The sequence below is a fragment of the Hymenobacter sp. UYCo722 genome (assembly GCF_040547115.1).
In the GTDB taxonomy this organism is placed as follows: domain Bacteria; phylum Bacteroidota; class Bacteroidia; order Cytophagales; family Hymenobacteraceae; genus Hymenobacter.
In genome coordinates this window covers 15,070-32,478 of record NZ_JBEPPC010000004.1, presented here as the reverse complement: position 1 = coordinate 32,478, position 17,409 = coordinate 15,070, and the positions used below count along the sequence as shown (strand labels likewise).

General features: G+C 61.7%; 15 protein-coding genes. 8 read left to right on the top strand and 7 right to left on the bottom strand.

From position 1 onward, the window contains the following. The first annotated feature begins 92 nt into the window (after positions 1 to 92). Entirely contained in the window at positions 93 to 1,430 is a 1,338-nt protein-coding gene (locus ABIB44_RS11780; protein ID WP_354584867.1) for a hypothetical protein, read from the top strand. A 79-nt stretch (positions 1,431 to 1,509) separates the two neighbouring features. After that, positions 1,510 to 3,093, top strand: coding sequence for an OmpP1/FadL family transporter (locus tag ABIB44_RS11775; protein WP_354584866.1), 1,584 nt, complete (start codon positions 1,510 to 1,512; stop codon positions 3,091 to 3,093). A gap of 106 nt (positions 3,094 to 3,199) precedes the next feature. Here the strand turns inward: ABIB44_RS11775 and ABIB44_RS11770 are convergent, their stop codons facing one another. Further along, positions 3,200 to 4,243 carry a hypothetical protein gene (locus ABIB44_RS11770; RefSeq protein ID WP_354584865.1) on the bottom strand — a complete coding sequence of 348 codons (1,044 nt, stop codon included), beginning with the start codon at positions 4,241 to 4,243 and terminating at the stop codon, positions 3,200 to 3,202. Positions 4,244 to 4,349: 106 nt separating this feature from the next. Between ABIB44_RS11770 and ABIB44_RS11765 the strand changes: the two genes are divergently transcribed. Beyond that, complete coding sequence (locus ABIB44_RS11765) at positions 4,350 to 6,575, top strand: S9 family peptidase (protein WP_354584864.1); 2,226 nt, start codon at positions 4,350 to 4,352, stop codon at positions 6,573 to 6,575. 72 nt (positions 6,576 to 6,647) lie between these two features. Here the strand turns inward: ABIB44_RS11765 and ABIB44_RS11760 are convergent, their stop codons facing one another. Next, a complete protein-coding gene (locus tag ABIB44_RS11760) occupies positions 6,648 to 6,860 on the bottom strand; it encodes a hypothetical protein (protein ID WP_354584863.1) in 213 nt (70 codons plus the stop codon). 175 nt (positions 6,861 to 7,035) lie between these two features. After that, positions 7,036 to 7,899 carry a peptide chain release factor N(5)-glutamine methyltransferase gene (gene prmC, locus ABIB44_RS11755; protein ID WP_354584862.1) on the bottom strand — a complete coding sequence of 288 codons (864 nt, stop codon included), beginning with the start codon at positions 7,897 to 7,899 and terminating at the stop codon, positions 7,036 to 7,038. A gap of 57 nt (positions 7,900 to 7,956) precedes the next feature. Between prmC and ribD the strand changes: the two genes are divergently transcribed. The 4 genes from ribD (at position 7,957) to ABIB44_RS11735 (ending at position 11,622) form a co-directional block, all read left to right on the top strand. Beyond that, on the top strand, positions 7,957 to 8,991 hold the full coding sequence (ribD, locus tag ABIB44_RS11750; RefSeq protein WP_354584861.1) for a bifunctional diaminohydroxyphosphoribosylaminopyrimidine deaminase/5-amino-6-(5-phosphoribosylamino)uracil reductase RibD: 1,035 nt from the start codon (positions 7,957 to 7,959) through the stop codon (positions 8,989 to 8,991). 80 nt (positions 8,992 to 9,071) lie between these two features. Then, positions 9,072 to 9,554 carry a free L-methionine (R)-S-oxide reductase MsrC gene (msrC, locus tag ABIB44_RS11745; RefSeq protein WP_354584860.1) on the top strand — a complete coding sequence of 161 codons (483 nt, stop codon included), beginning with the start codon at positions 9,072 to 9,074 and terminating at the stop codon, positions 9,552 to 9,554. A gap of 31 nt (positions 9,555 to 9,585) precedes the next feature. After that, a complete protein-coding gene (locus ABIB44_RS11740; RefSeq protein ID WP_354584859.1) occupies positions 9,586 to 10,272 on the top strand; it encodes a Cj0371 family chemotaxis-regulating polar lipoprotein in 687 nt (228 codons plus the stop codon). A gap of 171 nt (positions 10,273 to 10,443) precedes the next feature. Next, entirely contained in the window at positions 10,444 to 11,622 is a 1,179-nt protein-coding gene (locus ABIB44_RS11735) for a glutathionylspermidine synthase family protein (protein ID WP_354584858.1), read from the top strand. Positions 11,623 to 11,760: 138 nt separating this feature from the next. Here the strand turns inward: ABIB44_RS11735 and ABIB44_RS11730 are convergent, their stop codons facing one another. The 4 genes from ABIB44_RS11730 to ABIB44_RS11715 all read right to left on the bottom strand — a co-directional run bounded on the left by ABIB44_RS11730 (position 11,761) and on the right by ABIB44_RS11715 (position 16,176). Continuing rightward, positions 11,761 to 12,423, bottom strand: coding sequence for a phosphatidylserine decarboxylase family protein (locus ABIB44_RS11730; RefSeq protein WP_354584857.1), 663 nt, complete (start codon positions 12,421 to 12,423; stop codon positions 11,761 to 11,763). A 229-nt stretch (positions 12,424 to 12,652) separates the two neighbouring features. Then, positions 12,653 to 13,939: a Glu/Leu/Phe/Val family dehydrogenase gene (locus ABIB44_RS11725; protein WP_354584856.1), complete on the bottom strand. Its 1,287-nt coding sequence runs from the start codon at positions 13,937 to 13,939 to the stop codon at positions 12,653 to 12,655. 144 nt (positions 13,940 to 14,083) lie between these two features. Continuing rightward, positions 14,084 to 15,064: a phosphatidate cytidylyltransferase gene (locus ABIB44_RS11720; RefSeq protein ID WP_354584855.1), complete on the bottom strand. Its 981-nt coding sequence runs from the start codon at positions 15,062 to 15,064 to the stop codon at positions 14,084 to 14,086. Positions 15,065 to 15,204: 140 nt separating this feature from the next. After that, positions 15,205 to 16,176, bottom strand: coding sequence for a CPBP family intramembrane glutamic endopeptidase (locus ABIB44_RS11715; protein WP_354584854.1), 972 nt, complete (start codon positions 16,174 to 16,176; stop codon positions 15,205 to 15,207). 221 nt (positions 16,177 to 16,397) lie between these two features. On the opposite strand from ABIB44_RS11715, the gene dusB reads away from it, so the two are divergent. Further along, positions 16,398 to 17,390, top strand: coding sequence for a tRNA dihydrouridine synthase DusB (dusB, locus tag ABIB44_RS11710; RefSeq protein WP_354584853.1), 993 nt, complete (start codon positions 16,398 to 16,400; stop codon positions 17,388 to 17,390). Positions 17,391 to 17,409: the final 19 nt, after the last annotated feature.

Sequence of the window (17,409 nt, the reverse complement as noted above, 5' to 3'; positions counted from 1 at the left end):
GATTTAGCCCTCATTCTTAGCTTCTTCATCCCACTTCCATCGTATCGGTTGTTACTTTACAATAAGCTACCCACCCTCATTTTTTTTCAGTCATGAAAAACCTACTCACCGCTTGTTTGCCCGCATTGGCCCTGTTTGCGCTGGGTGGCTGCGCCGGTACGTCAGCCCTGACGTCGTCGGAAGATGACGGGGTCTATTATTCATCAAAGGACCGCACCACGGCGGTGGTGCGCGCGGCCCCTGCACCAGCCAATGCCAGCGAGGAAGCCAACCCAGACTACAACGGTGGCGCGCCCTCGTCTTCGGCGGCCCAGCGGGGCAGCGGCGCGACGCAGTATTACGACAACTCTTACAGCTACATGCGCGGCGTGCCCGGCTACGGCTCGTCGGGCTACTACGGTTCCGGCCTGAGCGGCTACTCGCCGTACAGCCCATACACCACGCTTAGCTATTCCCCTTTCGGTAGCGTTTGCACTGGGTTTGGCTACGGCTGGGGCGGCGGGGCCTGCGGGTATTCGCCTTACGCCTATGGTGGCGGGTATGACCCGTTTTATGGCAGCCCGTATGGCTACAGCCCTTACTACGGTTACGGCTCAGGTCTGAGTATCAGCTTTGGCTTTGGCCGGCCCTACTATGGCGGATACGGCTACAGCCCCTACGGCTATGGGTATGGCTACTCGCCTTACTACTACGGCGGCTCCTACTACGGGGGCTACTACGGCCGGGGTGGCTACTATGGCAACAGCTACGGTGGCGGCAACTACGGCAACGGTAACAACGGCTACTATGGCGGCAACAACGGCGATAGCCGCGGCAACGGCCGCACCTATGGCCACCGCACCGACCGCGCTTCGGAAGGCAATTACAGCGCTGCCCCCGCCACTGGGACCGCAAACACCCCAACGGGCGGCCATGTGCGCAGCGAGCAGGTGCTTGGCAACGGTGGGCAGTCCCTGGAAGCGGCTTCTGTTGGCACGAGCCGCGGCCGTCGCGACGAAGTAGCGCCCCCCGGTGGCTACAGCAACCAGCCCCAGCGGCTGGATGATGGCGGCCGCCCCCGCTACCGCAACATGGACGCCCCCGTGGCAACCGACATCAACAACGGCCGCACCCGCGTCGATGGCATGCAGCCCCAAGACCAGCCCGCCACCGCACCGCAGGATGGCCGCCGCCGGGGTGGTTTCTTCCAGAATGTGTTCAGTGAGCCGGCTGGCAATGGCAACGGAGGCAATGGCCAGGCAGCCGAGCAGCCCCGCCAGCGCAGCTACGAGCAGGCCCGCCAACGGAATTACGAGCAGCCCCGCCAGCAAACCTACGAGCAGCCCCAGCGCAGCTACAGCCAGCCTTCGTACTCGGCCCCGTCGTCGGGCAGTGGTGGTGGCGGCGGCAATAGCGGCGGCGGCGGTGGCGGTCATCGGGGCCGTGACTAACTGATTTGGTTTATTTTCTGCAGGAAATTCCTCCCAGCGAGCCGGCCCGACGGCCGGCTCTTTTTCTTCCCTCCTTCCCATGAAAAAACGGATTTTATGGCTTAGCCTAGCCCTCGTTGCAGGGCAGGCCAGCCACGTCTTTGCCCAAGGCGCTGGCGATGCACTGCGCTATTCGCGCCTACAATTTGGCGGCCCGGCTCGCACCCAGGGCATTGCCGGGGCTAATACGGCCCTCGGGGCCGATTTTGGCAACCTCACCAGTAATCCGGCTGGTCTGGGCCTGTTTCAGAAGTCGGAAGTGCACATAGCCCCCGGCATTGGCATTGGCCAGAGCGACAGCCGCATCGACGGCGGCACGGGCGCGGCAACCAACGAAGCCAAGAACAGCTTCCACGTGGGTAGCGCGGGGGCCGTATTCGCTTCGCGCAAGCCCGACAGCGAGCAGGGCGACTGGCGCGGTGGGGCGTTTGCCCTGGGCTTTACGCGGCTAGCCGACTTCAACATGAGCACCAACTACCAGGGCAACGTGGCCAACAGCCAGTCTTTTCTGGCCCGACTGCAGCCCGATGCCGGGGTACGCCCGCAGAGCTACTATAATGACCTCGACGCCCAAGTCACCGCCAACCGCTACAAAACCAACCTGGGCCTGGCCTACGGTGCCTACCTGGCCAATATCTCGGCCTATCGCGGGGGCACCCGCGCCGATTCGGCCGTAGTGCTGCGCAAACAGGGCAGCCAGCTTACCCAGGGCGAGTTGGTTATGAATTCGGGCTCGCTGTCGCAGTTCGACATTGGCTACGGGGCCAGCTACCGCGACCGGGTATACATCGGCGGCGCTATCGGGTTTGTGAGCTCAAACTTCACCCAGAACCGTACCCTCACCGAATCGGATAACGACCCGAACACCCACTTCCAGAGCCTGACCAGCAGCACGCAGCTGCGCACCAAGGGCAGTGGCTTCAATGCGCGCCTAGGTGTAATTGTGCGCGCGCTGGATAACCTGCGCTTTGGCGCTTCGGTGCAAACGCCGACGTTGATGCGCTTGAGCGACTCGTACAACGAGAGCCTGGTGGGCAGCTTCAGCGCAACTGGTACCGACCGGGTGCCCCGCGACCTGCCCGTGGGCACCGGCCCAAAAGTTTCGCTCCCGGCCAACGACTATGACTACACCCTTACCACGCCGTTCCGGGCCACGGGTGGGGCGGCTCTCACGCTGGGCAAGCACGGCTTCGTAACGGGCGACGTGGAATACGTGGGCTACCGGCAGGCCCGCCTGAATAGTGACCCCAACGCGGCCAATGGCGACGATTATACCTTCACCAACGAAAACGCCGCCATCCAGAGCCTGTACCGCAACACCGTGAACCTGCGCTTTGGGGCCGAGGGCCGGTTTGATGTGTTCCGGGTGCGGGCCGGCTACGCCCGCTACGGCGACCCCTACCAGGCCGATACCAACAACGAGCGCGCCCAGAACTTCTACACCGTTGGCTTGGGCCTGCGCCAGGGCAATTTCTTCCTCGATGCGGCGGGCGTGTATTCAACCGTCGACCAACGCTACAATCCCTACCACGTGTTCAACACCACCGGGGCCGATGTAGCCCCGCTCATCAAGACCAACGCCAGCCGCTACACGACTACCGTGACGGCAGGTATCGTCTTTTAGTGGTGAGTGGTAAAAACCGCTTTCGCAATTCGCTTTAGGCAGCCTGTTATCAGACACTAAAAAAGGGCCATTCCGGCTGGGATGGCCCTTTTTTAGTGCTTTTCGATTAATACTTCTGCACCTTTACCTGGCAGGTGAGCACGGGGTTGGTGCCACCGGTAAGGGCAGTTACCTGCAGCAGGCCATAGTAATTCATCCCATTATCGTCGAGCGCCCTGAAGGCGATGACCTGATTGAGCGCCAGAGGGCCGGTGATTTTGTTGCTGGTGAGGCCGGCGGGATACTTGTAGGGTTTGCCAGCGATGAAAGCCGCCTCAAAACTGGCAGGGGTCGTCGCATCGGTGAATTGCGTGGTGGTGAGCCCTTCGGCGTGGATTTCGGTGGCCCGGCGGTGGTCAGTGGGCCAGCCGGGCAGCGAGAGGCGGCTGGCCGTATCGGCGGGGGCTACCAGGCTCACAGCGGTACCGGTTTGGTTGGCCACGCACACCAGGTCGATAAGGTTCTGGTTGGCTTGCAGCGACTTGCTGTTATTGAGTACGCTGTATCGGGGCAGCAGCAGGCCGGAGCGCAGATTCAGAAACACGCGGCGGCTATCGCGCACGCTGGCGACGCGGGGTGCTTTGCGTGGCAACGGACGCAATATCAGCGAATAGCTGTGGAATACGGCCGCTGAGTCGGATTTGTGCACCGTGAGGTGGTAGCCGCGCGCGGCCGTCTGGCCGCTGACATCGGTGGCGGTGTAGGTCCAGGTTTCTTTGCCAGAAGTGGTGCGGGCCATCAGCCCGTTCACGAACAGCGTTTCGCTGCCCCGGCCCGCGCCACCGCTGTTGGCCGGCAATAGCGAATCGAGGTAAACGAGCGTGAGGGCCTTGGGAGCATTTTCCTGTTTGAAACTGCTGGTAGGGATGGGGTAAAGGATGGGGGCGGGGCCAGGCTCGTAGGTAACATCAATGCGCAGACTTTTAAGCGGCTGGTCGTTGCCCACGGCATAGGCGTGCGTCACGAGGGTGTCGCCGGCGGCCACGGTGCGGTTGCCCGACAGCAGGCCGGTGGCCCCCACGAAGTCGAGCCGCACGGGAGCATCGGTTTTAGCGCAGGCGGCCAGCAGCACCAGCATGGGCAAGCAGAAAAACAAGGAGCAAATACGCATGGGGCAAAGATACTGGGGCCAGCCGCGCAACCCTGCTACGGCCGTTAGTACCTTTAACGTTCCCAATCCCGCCCGTATTTCGCTTACGCCTTTTTTTATCTGATTTATGCGTTTCCGCTTTTTTGCTCTTGCCGCGCTGCTGGCCGCCAACGGCCCGGCCCTGCTGCCGGGCTACTCCCCCACCCTGGCCCTGGCCCAACAAAAACAAGCCCTCACCCTGGAAGACATCTGGGCCAAGCCCACTTTCCGGGCCGCCAGCGTGCCGGGCTTCAACTGGATGAATGACGGCCGCTACTACTCGGCCCTGGAAAGCGGCAGCTTGGTGCAGCACGAGGTAACGACCGGCAAAGCCCTGCAAACCCTCGTGCCGGCCGCCGAATTGCAGCTGCCCGGCGAAGCCAAGCCGCTGGCCGTGGACGGCTACAGTTTCAACGCCGACGAGCAGAAAATACTCTTCACAACCGGTACCGAGCCCATTTACCGGCGCAGCGCCCGCGCCAGCTACTACGTCTTCGACCGCGCCAGCAAGAAGCTGACGCCGCTGAGCGCCGGCGGCAAGCAGGGCTACGCCACCTTTTCGCCCGATGGCCGCTACGTGGCCTTCACCCGCGACAACAACGTGTTTGTGACCGATTTGGCCACGATGCAGGAAAAGGCCGTGACGACCAACGGCGCGAAAAACAACCTCATCAACGGCTCGGCCGATTGGGTCTACGAGGAGGAGTTCAGCTTCGCGCAGGGCTTTTTCTGGTCGCCCGACAGCCGCCAGATTGCCTTTTACACCTTCGACGAAAGCCAGGTACCGGAGTACGACATGCAGGAGTGGGGGGGCCTCTATCCCAAAGAATACCGCTTCAAATACCCCAAGGCCGGCGAGAAAAATTCGGTAGTAAGCGTGAGCAGCTACGACGTGGCCAGCACCCGCACCACCAAAATGGACGTGGGCCCGGTGGCCGACCAGTACCTGCCGCGCCTGATGTGGACGCAGGCCCCCAACACGCTCAGCATTCAGCGCCTGAACCGGTTGCAGAACAAGCTCGAAATTCTGCACGGCGACGCCACCACCGGCAAAACCCAGGTGGTACTGACGGACGCCAGCCCGGCCTACGTCGACATCAACGACGACCTGCGGTACCTGCCCGGGGGCAAGCAGTTCCTGTTCACCAGCGAGAAGGACGGCTACCAGCATCTGTACCTGTATGACATGAGTGGCAAACAGTTGCGCCAGCTCACGAAGGGCAACTGGGAGATAACGGCCATCAACGGGTTCGACCCCAAAGCGGGCTTCGTTTACTTCACCAGCACGGAGGGCTCGCCCCTGCAGCGCCACCTCTACCGGGTGAGCCTGAGCGGCGGCGGCAAGCAGCGCCTCAGCGAGGCCGGCCCCGGCACCGACGCCGTGAACATGAGTCCCGACACCCAGTATTTCTTGAACACGCACTCGGCAGTTGGCCTGCCGGCGGTGGTGAGCCTGCGCGAAGGCAGCACCGGCAAGCTGGTGAAAACCCTGGAGGACAACGCCAAGCTGCGCGAAACCATGGCGCAGTTCGACCTGGGCAAGCTGGAGTTCTTCACCTTCAAGACCAGCGAGGGCACCCAATTGAACGGCTCAATGCTGAAGCCCAGCAACTTCGACCCGGCCAAGAAATACCCCGTGCTGATGTACGTGTACGGCGGCCCGGGCTCGCAAACCGTGGCCGACAATACCGGCGGCGGCATCTCGGCCACTAACTACCTGTGGCACCAGCTGCTGGCCCAGAAGGGCTACATCGTGGTATCGGTAGACAACCGGGGCACGGGGGCGCGAGGCGGCAACTTCCGCAAGCTCACCTACGCCAACCTGGGCAAGCTCGAAACCATCGACCAGGGCGAGGGGGCCAAGTACCTGGCCACGCTGCCCTACGTGGATAAATCACGCATCGGCATCTGGGGCTGGAGCTTCGGCGGCTACATGACGGCCCTGGCCATGACCAAAAACGCCGACCTGTTTAAGATGGGCATTTCGGTGGCTCCGGTCACCAACTGGCGCTATTACGACACCGTGTACACCGAGCGCTACCTGAAAACGCCCCAGGAAAACCCCGGCGGCTACGACGACAACTCGCCCGTGCAGTTCGCTCAGAACCTACGCGGCCGGTTCCTGCTCGTGCACGGCACCGGCGACGACAACGTGCACTTCCAAAACTCGATTGCCTTCGTCGATGCCATGATTAAGGCCAATAAGGACTACCAGACGCTGTACTATCCCAACCGCAACCACGGCATCCGGGGCGGCAACACTTCGCTACACCTCTACCGTCAAATGACCAATTTCGTGCTCCAAAATTTGTAGTCACTGCTTCTGAGCACCAAAAAGCCCCGGTTCCTGCGTAGGAATCGGGGCTTTTTGGTGCTCAGAAGCGCCTTACTTCTTACCGTGCTCTTCGGCGTGGCTCTTACGGGCCGTTTTGGCATGCGACTTAGCGTGCGAGGTGTGGGCCTCAGCCGTATGGGCATGGTGGGCCGCCTTCTCGTGGCTGCCTGCCTCGTGGTGCTTGGCGGCTTCGGTGTGATGTTTAGCAGCCTCCGTGTGGTGGGTGGCGGCTTGTTTGTGGCTATCAGCTGCTTTCTTCGACATGATGTGGGAATTTTGAGAACGGCCCGTCATTGGCCCGAGCATTTCAGTACGTAGGCAATACCATGAAGTTACGTAAAATCAAATTCATAAAACCCTCATTATCAAAGAACAACAAGCTAAATGTCCTGAATTATAATTCTCTATTAAGGAGTACGGCTGAGCTCTGCGGGTTAATTTATTGGTTACCCCGCGCCGCCCGTACCATGCGCGACTTCCCGAACATGTCCGCCACCACCCGCACGTCGGCAAAGCCCTGCGCGGTAAATAGCGCTGCTGTTTCGGCTCCCAGAGCCTCGTTGATTTCGAGGTAGGCCACGCCATCGGCGGCCAGCAGCTGCGCGCCTATTTCAGCCAGGCGGCGATAGAAGAGCAGCGGGTCTTCATCGGGCACGAACAACGCGGTGGCCGGCTCCCAGGCTAGCACGTTTTCGCGCATTTCGGCCCGCTCGCTTTCGCGCACGTAGGGCGGATTGCTCACCAGCACGTCGAGGGTGCCGGGAGCTAGGCCGGTGGGCATCGCCTGCAGAATATCGACCTGCTGAAACGCAACCGATGGGGCCCACTTGTCGGCGTTGCGGCGGGCCACGACTAAGGCTTCGGCCGATATATCAACGGCCAGCACCTCGGCGCCGGGCAACGTGCGGGCCAGGGCCAGCGCCAGGCAGCCCGAGCCAGTACCAACGTCTAGCATGCGGCGGCCGGGCCGGCTGTTCTGCTCGCGTTCAATTAAGCGCACCAACTCCTCGGTTTCGGGGCGCGGGATGAGGGTGGCGGGGTTCACTTCCAGCTCCATACCGGCAAAGTGGGACGTACCGAGGACGTACTGCACCGGCTCGTGGGCCAGCAAGCGGGCTTGCAGGGAGGGCAGCTGCGCCAACACCTCGGGTGCAACTGCTTCGCGGGCCGCCATGCGGAACGGCAGCGCCTCCAGGTGCACTAGCTGCTGTAGTACAAGCGTCGCAATGGCTTCGGCCTCATGCGGTGGATAAAGAGCCGTGAGGGCGGCGGTCAGAGCCGCAGTAGCGTCGCGTAGATTCATCGAAAACAAAGGTAGGCCGGGGGGTGTAGCTACGCTGTCGGACCTACCTTCGCCCCCATGAAACCAGACGACGCCTTGTTCATGCGCCGCGCCCTCGATTTGGCGCAACTTGGCACCGGCCACGCCCGGCCCAACCCCTTGGTTGGCTGCGTAGTCACGCACGAGGGCCGCATCATCGGCGAGGGCTGGCACCAGCAGTACGGCGGCCCGCATGCCGAAGTGAATGCGCTGGCTGCCGTCGAAAACCAGGAGATGCTGCGCGAAAGCCGCGTATACGTGACCCTGGAGCCCTGCGCCCACCACGGCAAAACCCCGCCCTGCGCCGACCTGCTCATCGAAAAGGGCGTACCCGAGGTTATTATCTGCAACGACGACCCGTTTGCCCTGGTGGCAGGCCGCGGCATCGAGAAGCTGCGCGCCGCCGGCGTGCACGTCGAAACCGGCCTACTGGCCGAAGCGGGCCGCTGGCTGAACCGCCGCTTCTTTACTTTCCACGAAAAAAAGCGGCCTTACTTAGTGCTGAAGTGGGCCGAAACGGCCGACGGCTTCCTGGCCGGGCGCTACTTCCAGCCAGTTCAAATCAGTGGCCCGCAGGCGGGCCTGCTCACCCACAAGTGGCGCGCCGAGGAGGCCGGCATATTGGTGGGCACCCGCACGGCCCTGCACGATAACCCCCGCCTGAGCGTGCGCAACTGGCCCGGCCCCCAGCCCACGCGCCTCGTCATCGACAAAAACCTGAGCCTGCCGCCCACCCACCACCTGCTCGACGGCTCGCAGCCCACCCGGCTCTACACCTACCGCCAGCCCCACCACACCCCCAACCTCGACCTGGTGATGCTTTCCGAAGCCGACGACCTGCTGCCCCAGGTACTGGCCGATTTGCACCAGCACAACATCCAGTCGGTGCTCGTGGAGGGCGGCCCCACGGTGCTTAACGCTCTGCTGGCGGCCGGGCTGTGGGATGAAATCCGCGTTTTTCGCTCGCCCATGCGACTGGGCCAGGGTATTGCTGCCCCGCGCCTGGGCCACACCGGCCGCCGCAGCATCGAGAACGTAGGGCCCGACGAGCTGTTGTGGTACGTGAACGACTAATTCAACGGTTGTCAATTATCAGCCCCGCTAGAACGGCTTTTCTGACAACCGACAACGACTAACTGACAACCAAGACCCTTATGGCCGAAACCCTCGCCCTCGACACCACCCTCACCAAAGCCGAGCAGTATCGCCAGCTGCTGCCCCAAATCGAAGCCCTCACCACCGATGAGCCCGACCTTACGGCCAACCTGGCCAACACGGCGGCCGCGCTACGCCAGGCGTTCGGTTTTTTTTGGGTGGGATTTTACCTCGTAAAAGGCGACGAGCTGGTGCTCGGCCCCTTCCAGGGCCCCATTGCCTGCACGCGCATTCGGCACGGCAAGGGCGTGTGCGGGGCCAGTTGGGCCCGGGCCGAAACCATCCTCGTGCCCGACGTGGAAGCCTTCCCTGGCCACATCGCCTGCAGCTCCGATTCGAAGTCGGAAATCGTGGTGCCCATCCTCAAAAACGGCCAAGTCGTGGCGGTCCTTGATGTCGATAGCGACCAGCTCAACGACTTCGACCACGACGACCAAACCGCGCTGGAGCAGTTGATGCAACTGGCGGCGCAGTGGTTTTAAGGTTGCTGCAAATCCTATATTTCCCCTTCCCATGAAAAAGCACTTCTACTCCCTCGGCGACTGGCGCCGCAACGCCCTGCTGCTGGCCGCCGCGGGCAGCCTGGGACTCATGCTGCCCGCTTGTTCCTCCAACGACACGGTGGAAAGCCGCGCCGCCGAAAACGGGGCCGAAGCCAGCTGGGGCGGCGAAACCTACAGCCAGGGCGTCATCACCGAGATGACGGAGGTGCAGCCCAACGAGTGGAAAGTGACCGCCGAGCGCCCCGCCGGCAAGGAAGAAGTAGCCGCCATTCTGCACCACCTCGACGGCAAAACCGACACCCTGCAAGGCCAGGCCCTGCAGCGCCAGATGCAGGACTACAGCCGCCAAAACCCCGAAAACCACGTCCAGAACAGCGGCATGATGAACGTGCTGATGTGGAGCGGCATCGGCTACATGGCCGGCCGCTACATGACGCCCAACCCCGGCTTCTACGCCAACCCCGGCGTGATGCAGCAAAACCAGGGCTGGCGCGCCAACGTGGCCCGCGAGCGCCAAAGCGGCCGGGGCTTCTTTGGCCGCGGGTTTGCCGGCGGGCGCACCTCCCCCACGGCCGGCATTCAGGAAAGCCGCTCCACGCTGCGCGCCGCCCCGCGCCCCAGCTTCCGCAGCAGCGCACCGGCCGGGCGCAGCAGCGGCTTCGGCAGCCGCGGCGGCTTTCGGGGGTTTGGCGGGTAATTGCGGTGTTTTTCTGGTTAAATAATTGGCCGTCATGCTCCATCTGGCGTCCGCGCAGCCGAAGCATATCTACCGCCAAAGTAGTTATTTACTGCTGCGGTAGAGATGCCTCGGCTGCGCGGACGCAAGATGGAGCATGACGTTCTTCTAGAAATCTGCTCTACTTTAGAAATGAACATCAACCTTTTTCCCCTCACCGGCGACGTTTCACCCGCCGTGCGCGCATTGGGCTGGGAATGGGCCATCGAAGACGCCTGCCAAAACTACGTGGCCCGCGAAGCCGTGCAGCTGCCCGAAGCCGAAGCCGAAACCCTGCTGCAAGCCGCCGACACGCTGTACGACATGCTGGTGCAAGCCATTCCCGACGCTTTGCCCGATGAGTTCCTGCGCCAGTTGGCCATTCCACCCAACCTATGGGGAGCCGTGCGCCACTCCTGGCACGACGAGCGCCACTGGCACCTCTACGGCCGCTTCGACTTGGCCCTAACGGCGGAAGGACCCAAGCTCTTGGAATTCAATGCCGACACCGCGACCAGCCTGCCCGAAACCATGGTGGTGCAGTGGGCCAGCCTGGTCGCCGCCGGTCAGGCCGAAGACGACCGCCAGGCCAACGGCCTGTTCGAGTGCCTGGAGGACCAGTTCCGCCACTGGCGCAGCCTCAACCACGACCGGCAGGCCACGCTCCTGCTCGTGCACCTGCCCGATAGCGCCGAGGACGAAGCCAACTGCGCCGTGCTGGCCGAAGCCGCTCGCATCGCCGGCTTCGCTGATACCTACGTGTGCCCGGTAGATGAAATGCGCGTGTCGGTGGCGGGCGAGGACCGAGGCGTGTGGGCCGAAACCGTGCCCGGCCAGTGGCAGCGCTTCGATTTCCTGTTCAAGCTGGTGCCGTGGGAAATCCTGGCCGAGGAAGAGCCCGCCCTCACCGCCGACCTCACCGACCTGCTGCTCACCCGCAACGTGGTGGTAGCCAACCCCGCCTACGCCCTGCTGTTCCAAAGCAAAGCCCTGCTGGCCCACCTCTGGACTACGTTTCCGCACCACCCGCTGCTGCTCGAAGCCAGTCTGCAGCCCTTGGCCGGCCATAGTGTGCGCAAGCCGGTTCTTGGGCGGGAGGGGCAGAACGTAGCTGAAATCCGCCCCGACGGCAGCTCTGGCGCTGACATTCCCGGCGAATTCGGCCAGCAGCCCCAGCTTTACCAGCAGTGGGCCGAGCTGCCCACCGACGCGCAGGGCCGCCGCTACCAGGCCGGCGTGTTCTGGGCCGGCGAGGCCTGTGCTATCGGCTTCCGGCGCGACATAAGCCTGATTACCAACCTGTCGGAGTTCGTGCCCCACCTGCTTGTCTGAACCGCGGATTTATCGGATTCAGCAGATTAGTTGGATTTTGTGGATGTATCTGGAGCACTAACAAAACAGAAAGGCCACCCTGAAGGGTGGCCTTTCTCAATCATCCACAAAATCCGACTAATCCGCTGAATCCGCGGTTCAGACCTTCAGCTGGCAGATAACCGTGGTACCACCCTTAACTTTCTGGCCCAACTCTACTTTCACTTCGGTGTCCATCGGCACGAATACGTCGACGCGCGAGCCGAACTTGATGAAGCCGAACTCCTCGCCCTGGCTCACTTCGTCGCCCTCGTTCACGTACCACACAATGCGGCGGGCCATGGCCCCGGCAATCTGCCGAAACAGCACCAGCGGGCCGGCGTCGGACTCAACTACCACCGTGGTTCGCTCGTTCTGGGTGCTGCTTTTGGGGTGCCAGGCCACCAGGTAGTTGCCCGGATGGTACTTGAAATACTTCACAATGCCCGAAATCGGGTTGCGCGTAACGTGCACATTGATGGGCGACATGAAGATGCTGATTTGCTTGCGCTCATCCTCAAAATATTCGGGCTCAAACACGTTTTCAATCACCACCACCTTGCCGTCGGCCGGGGCCAGCAGCAGGTCTTCGTGGGTGAACATGTGCCGGAACGGGCTGCGGAAAAACTGCAGAATCAGCAGGAAGATGATAACCGTGGCCCCGGCAAACAGCCGGTTCACCAGCACCTGCCCCCGGTTGAACTGAAACATGAGCAGGTTGAGAACCAGTAGAATCAGCAGCGTGACGAACAGGATGCGTCTTCCTTCTTTGTGAATCTTCATAATCACGAATTGAAACGGCGTACACGACGCGGTTTCGGGTAAACAATTGGTCTTAAACGGAGCGCGGCGGCCGATGGCCAACCGCACAAGGCCCCTAAGCTACCGCAAAGGTCAGCAACGAACAGCAAAAAGGCACGGGCTTGCTGGCCCGTGCCTTTCAAATTGAACTGCTAGCCCCACTTCAACAACCGCGAACGGGCGGATTAGTATGGGGTATCAGGCTATTAATTTAGAAGCCGCCGCGGTACTTGTAGGTCTGGGCTACTTTGTCGATGGCGACCACGTAGGCGGCGATGCGCATCGGAATTTTATATTTCTGGCTGGTCTGATACACTTTCTCAAACGCATCGGACATGATGCGGTCGGCGCGCTCGGTCACCATTTCCAGCGTCCACTTGAAGCCCTGCTTGTTCTGCACCCACTCGAAATACGACACCGTAACACCGCCCGAGTTGGCCAGAATATCCGGCACCACCAGAATGCCCTTCTCGTTGATAATTGGGTCGGCCGAGGCCGAAGTGGGGCCATTGGCCCCTTCCACGATGAGCTTGGCCTTGATGTCGTGGGCGTTGTGCTCAGTAATCACATCCTCCACGGCGGCGGGCACCAGCACGTCGACCTCGCAGGTCAGCAAGTGGTCGGGGTTCATGGGGGTGGCCCCGGCAAAGCCTTCGAGGCGGCCGTTGTGGGCATTTTTGTAAGCAATGGCCTCGTCGATGTTGATGCCATCGGCGTTCCAGTACGCACCCGAAATATCGGACACGGCCTTGATTTTCACGCCCTGCTGGTGCAGCAGTATCGCGGCCCACGAGCCCACGTTGCCGAAGCCCTGGATGGCGGCCGAAACATCCGTCGGCTTCAGATTCAGCTTCTTGAGAGCGGCCAGGGTCGAGACCATTACGCCACGGCCGGTGGCCTCGGTGCGGCCCAGCGAGCCGCCCATTACCAGGGGCTTGCCGGTTACGACGGCCGGCGAGGTCATGCCATTGGTTTTCGAGAATTCGTCCATCAGCCACGCCATTTCGCGGGGGCCGGTGCCCATGTCGGGAGCCGGAATGTCGCGGTCGGGGCCAAAAACATCCTTCAGGGCCAGGGTGTAGCCGCGCGTCATGCGCTCAATTTCGCCGGCGCTCATCGTGGTGGGGTCGCAGATGATGCCGCCCTTGGCCCCGCCGTAGGGGATATCCACCACGGCGCACTTCCAGGTCATCCAGGCCGCGAGAGCCTTCACCTCGTCGAGGTGCACGTTCTTATCGTAGCGGATACCGCCCTTGCTCGGGCCCAGAATGGTGTTGTGAATCACGCGGTAGCCTTCAAACACCTGAATTTTGCCGTTGTCCATCGTCACCGGGATGTGCACGATAACCTGCTTGTCGGGGGCTTTGAGCACGTTGTAGGTTTCGTCGTCGAGGCCGAGGATTTCGGCGGCGATGTTGAAGCGCGACATCATCGACTCGAGCGGATTTTCGCGGTCGACTTTTGGGGCCGGTTCTTTATACACGGTGTGGGCTGCCATGAGGGAGTTTATGAATGTTGGGTGGGACTTGGATACGGTTTAGGGCCGCAAAGGTATGTTTTACTTCGCTGTTAGCTATTAGCTGTCAGCCGTTAGCCCGTTGATATTTAGCTAAAAGAGCTAACAGCCAATAGCTAACAGCTGTCAGCTAAAAAGCAGCTGCAGCAGCGCCAGCACCGGCAGCACCAGCAGAAATGCATCGAACCTATCGAGCAGGCCGCCATGGCCGGGCATGATGCTGCCCGAGTCCTTCACCCCCACGCTGCGCTTGAGCATGGACTCGGCCAGGTCGCCCAGCGGCGCAAATACGGCCACCACGCCGGCCGCTACCAGGCGGTGCGTCAGCGGCATATCGGGCAGCATGAAGCCCACGGCCCAACCCACTACCAGCGTGAGTACGAAGCCGCCGGCCCAGCCTTCCCAGGTTTTGCCGGGCGAGATTTGGGGAGCCATTTTGTGCTTGCCAAAGGTTTTGCCAGCGGCGTACGCCCCGATGTCGGAAGCCCAGATGAGGAAGAGCAGGGCGAAGATGCGGCGGTAGTCGTAGTGGCCGCCTCCAAAGCCTATCTGGCTCAAAAAGCTCATAGGCAGAGCTACGTAGAATATTCCGCCGTATACGGCGGAAATATTATCAAAAGGCTTACCTCCGTTCGGCCACCTCAGAATCTCACACAAAACAAGAGCCACTATCGCTACCAATGCTGCTAGGCTGAGTCCAGCATAAATAGTTGGTAGTGTAGAAAGAAGAAAGGTATTTCTATCGAACGGGCTTTCTTCGCCCAAAGGCGGGTAGATGGTATAGCCCCCGGTTGGTAAATTGAAGTAGTGATGGATTGCACCTTGCCCGTAGATGTATACATAAATTAAAAGCCCCATCAGCAGCCCCATCCACACAATAGGCCTACTTCCCCCCGCTCGCATCATGCGGTAGAATTCCCACAGCATCACGGCCTGCACGGCGGCGAAGAACAGTCCGAATGTCCAGGGGCTGAACCAGACGCTGCCCAGCAGCATGGCCGCCCCGATGAGGCCGTAGATAACGCGCAGGCGCAGGTTGCTGGGGCCAGCGGGTGCGACGGCGGCTTCGGCAGAAACAGGAGTAGTCGGAGGCGTAGAGTTGGCCAAGTTGGGCGGGATGTAGCGACGCGTATTCGCGTCGCGTCGTTGAACGGAATCGTTGTTTGTTGTGCGGGTACGGACGTTGAAAGAAAGTCGTTCGCCGGCTAGCGTAGACGGCGCTAACGCCGGGACGCAAGCCGGCGCCTCTACCCCGCTTGCCGCACGCCGTCGCTGCCAATAGTCAGCATCTGAGTGGGCGCGGCGGGGGCCGTCATGCTGCGATACAGCCAGAAAAGCAGGCCGGCCGTGAGTAGCACCGATGGAATGACCAGCGTGAGGGGCAGCGCGTCGTTCGAGTCGGGGTCGAAGCCCCAGCCGAACTGGCCGCGCTGAGTGAGGTAGAGAATGAGCAGCTGCACGGCATTCTGGGTGAAGTGCGCCCCCATGCTCACCAGAATATTGCCGCTCCAGAGGTACAGATACCCCAGCACCAGCCCCAGCACGAAGCGCGGCACAAATCCGAAAAACTGAAAGTGAATGGCCGAAAAAATGGCCGCCCCCAACCACACGCCCACGTGCGGCGAAAACCAGCGCACCAGGTTTTTCTGAATCACGCCCCGAAACACCAGCTCCTCGGCCACGGCCGGCACCAACGCAATCACGAGCACGCCCACCGCGAACCGCGCCCCGGAATTGAAATTGGTGAGAAACTTGGTGAGCACGGCGGCGCGGTCTTCGCTGGCCCTGGCCCATACCTCAAAATCGTGCAGCGCGCCCGGGAAATGCGCGCCTGCATTCCAGGCGATGATGACTGACATAAAGGGCAGAATGACCACAATGAGCAGCGCGCCCCCCAGCAGCCACCAGCCCGCCCCCAACCGGCGCGGGTTGAAGTATTCGGCCCAGCCGTAACCCAGTGCCGAGGCCAGGGCCAGCGCCCCGCCCGCTCCGGCCACGAACAACAGCACGCCCTGCATCATCATCAGCAGGCCCCAGCCGTTGGGCGAAGCGGTGGGGTTCATCGCCACACCTTGCACCTGCCCCACCGATAGCCCGAAGCCCCACTGCGCCCAGGCAAACATCAGCGCGTAGCCCACGCAGGCCCCTATCAGCATGAAACCCAGCAGCAGCAGAATCTGGAGGCCGGGGTGCAACGTGCGGGGCAGGAAACCTTTCATAGCGGGGCGTAAGTTGGGAAGGGCGTAAATTTACCGCAGTTTTTAACTTGGGCTGGTTCGCTCAGAATAATAAAACGTCATGCTGAGCGCAGCCGAAGCATCTCGTGTGCAATAGTAACTCCATTGTTCGCGGCGCTAACCTGAAGTTCAACCGCGCGGGCGAGATGCTTCGGCTGCGCTCAGCATGACGTTCTCCTAATCATTCGTATCCCTTATCCTCCGTGGTCAACATCGGTCCCAACATCCAGCTTCCCGACTTTCCGCTCCTGCTCGCGCCCATGGAGGACGTGAGCGACCCGCCCTTCCGCGCCGTGTGCAAGGCCAACGGGGCCGACCTGATGTACACCGAGTTCATCTCGTCGGAGGGCCTGATTCGGGCCGCCGCCAAGAGCCGCAAGAAGCTCGACATCTTCGACTACGAGCGGCCCATCGGTATTCAGCTTTTCGGCTCCGATATCGAGACGATGGGCGAGTGCGCGGCCATCAGCACCGAGGCCGGGCCTGATTTGATTGACATCAACTACGGCTGCCCGGTGAAGCAGGTAGCCTGCCGGGGCGCGGGCGCGGCCCTGCTCCAGGACATCCCCAAAATGGTGGCCATGACGGCCGCCGTCATCCGCCACACGCACCTGCCCGTAACCGTGAAAACCCGCCTGGGCTGGGACGAAGGCACCAAAAACGTGGAGGAAGTGGCCGAGCGCCTGCAGGACATCGGCATTGCCGCCCTCACGGTGCACGGCCGCACCCGTGCCCAGCTCTACAAGGGCGACGCCGACTGGCGCCTCATCGCCAGCATTAAAAACAACCCGCGCATCAAAATTCCCATCTTCGGCAACGGCGACATTACCTCGCCCGAAAAAGCCGTGGAGTATAAAAACCGCTACGGCGTGGATGGCGTGATGATTGGCCGGGCCAGCATTGGCTACCCCTGGATTTTCCGGGAGGTGAAGCACTTCGTGGCCACCGGCGAACTCCTCGCGCCGCCCACTTTGGAGGAGCGGGTGGCCGCCTGCCAGATGCACTTCGACCGCAGCGTGGAGTGGAAAGGCCCGCGCGTGGGCGTGTTTGAGATGCGCCGCCACTACGCCCACTATTTCCGGGGCCTGGAGGGAGCTAAAACCTGGCGCACCAGCCTGGTGAACGCCGAAACGCCCGCCGACGTGCTGGAGATTCTCCAGGAAATTGCCGCCAGCGACGCGGTATTGGTGGGGTAAACGAAACTGTCATCCTGAG

Bases quoted from the DNA above. Each gene is read 5' to 3' on its own strand.
- ABIB44_RS11780 (WP_354584867.1), top strand. From the start codon at position 93: ATGAAAAACCTACTCACCGCTTGTTTGCCCGCATTGGCCCTGTTTGCG.
- ABIB44_RS11775 (WP_354584866.1), top strand. From the start codon at position 1,510: ATGAAAAAACGGATTTTATGGCTTAGCCTAGCCCTCGTTGCAGGGCAG.
- ABIB44_RS11770 (WP_354584865.1), bottom strand. From the start codon at position 4,243: ATGCGTATTTGCTCCTTGTTTTTCTGCTTGCCCATGCTGGTGCTGCTG.
- ABIB44_RS11765 (WP_354584864.1), top strand. From the start codon at position 4,350: ATGCGTTTCCGCTTTTTTGCTCTTGCCGCGCTGCTGGCCGCCAACGGC.
- ABIB44_RS11760 (WP_354584863.1), bottom strand. From the start codon at position 6,860: ATGTCGAAGAAAGCAGCTGATAGCCACAAACAAGCCGCCACCCACCAC.
- prmC (WP_354584862.1), bottom strand. From the start codon at position 7,899: ATGAATCTACGCGACGCTACTGCGGCTCTGACCGCCGCCCTCACGGCT.
- ribD (WP_354584861.1), top strand. From the start codon at position 7,957: ATGAAACCAGACGACGCCTTGTTCATGCGCCGCGCCCTCGATTTGGCG.
- msrC (WP_354584860.1), top strand. From the start codon at position 9,072: ATGGCCGAAACCCTCGCCCTCGACACCACCCTCACCAAAGCCGAGCAG.
- ABIB44_RS11740 (WP_354584859.1), top strand. From the start codon at position 9,586: ATGAAAAAGCACTTCTACTCCCTCGGCGACTGGCGCCGCAACGCCCTG.
- ABIB44_RS11735 (WP_354584858.1), top strand. From the start codon at position 10,444: ATGAACATCAACCTTTTTCCCCTCACCGGCGACGTTTCACCCGCCGTG.
- ABIB44_RS11730 (WP_354584857.1), bottom strand. From the start codon at position 12,423: ATGAAGATTCACAAAGAAGGAAGACGCATCCTGTTCGTCACGCTGCTG.
- ABIB44_RS11725 (WP_354584856.1), bottom strand. From the start codon at position 13,939: ATGGCAGCCCACACCGTGTATAAAGAACCGGCCCCAAAAGTCGACCGC.
- ABIB44_RS11715 (WP_354584854.1), bottom strand. From the start codon at position 16,176: ATGAAAGGTTTCCTGCCCCGCACGTTGCACCCCGGCCTCCAGATTCTG.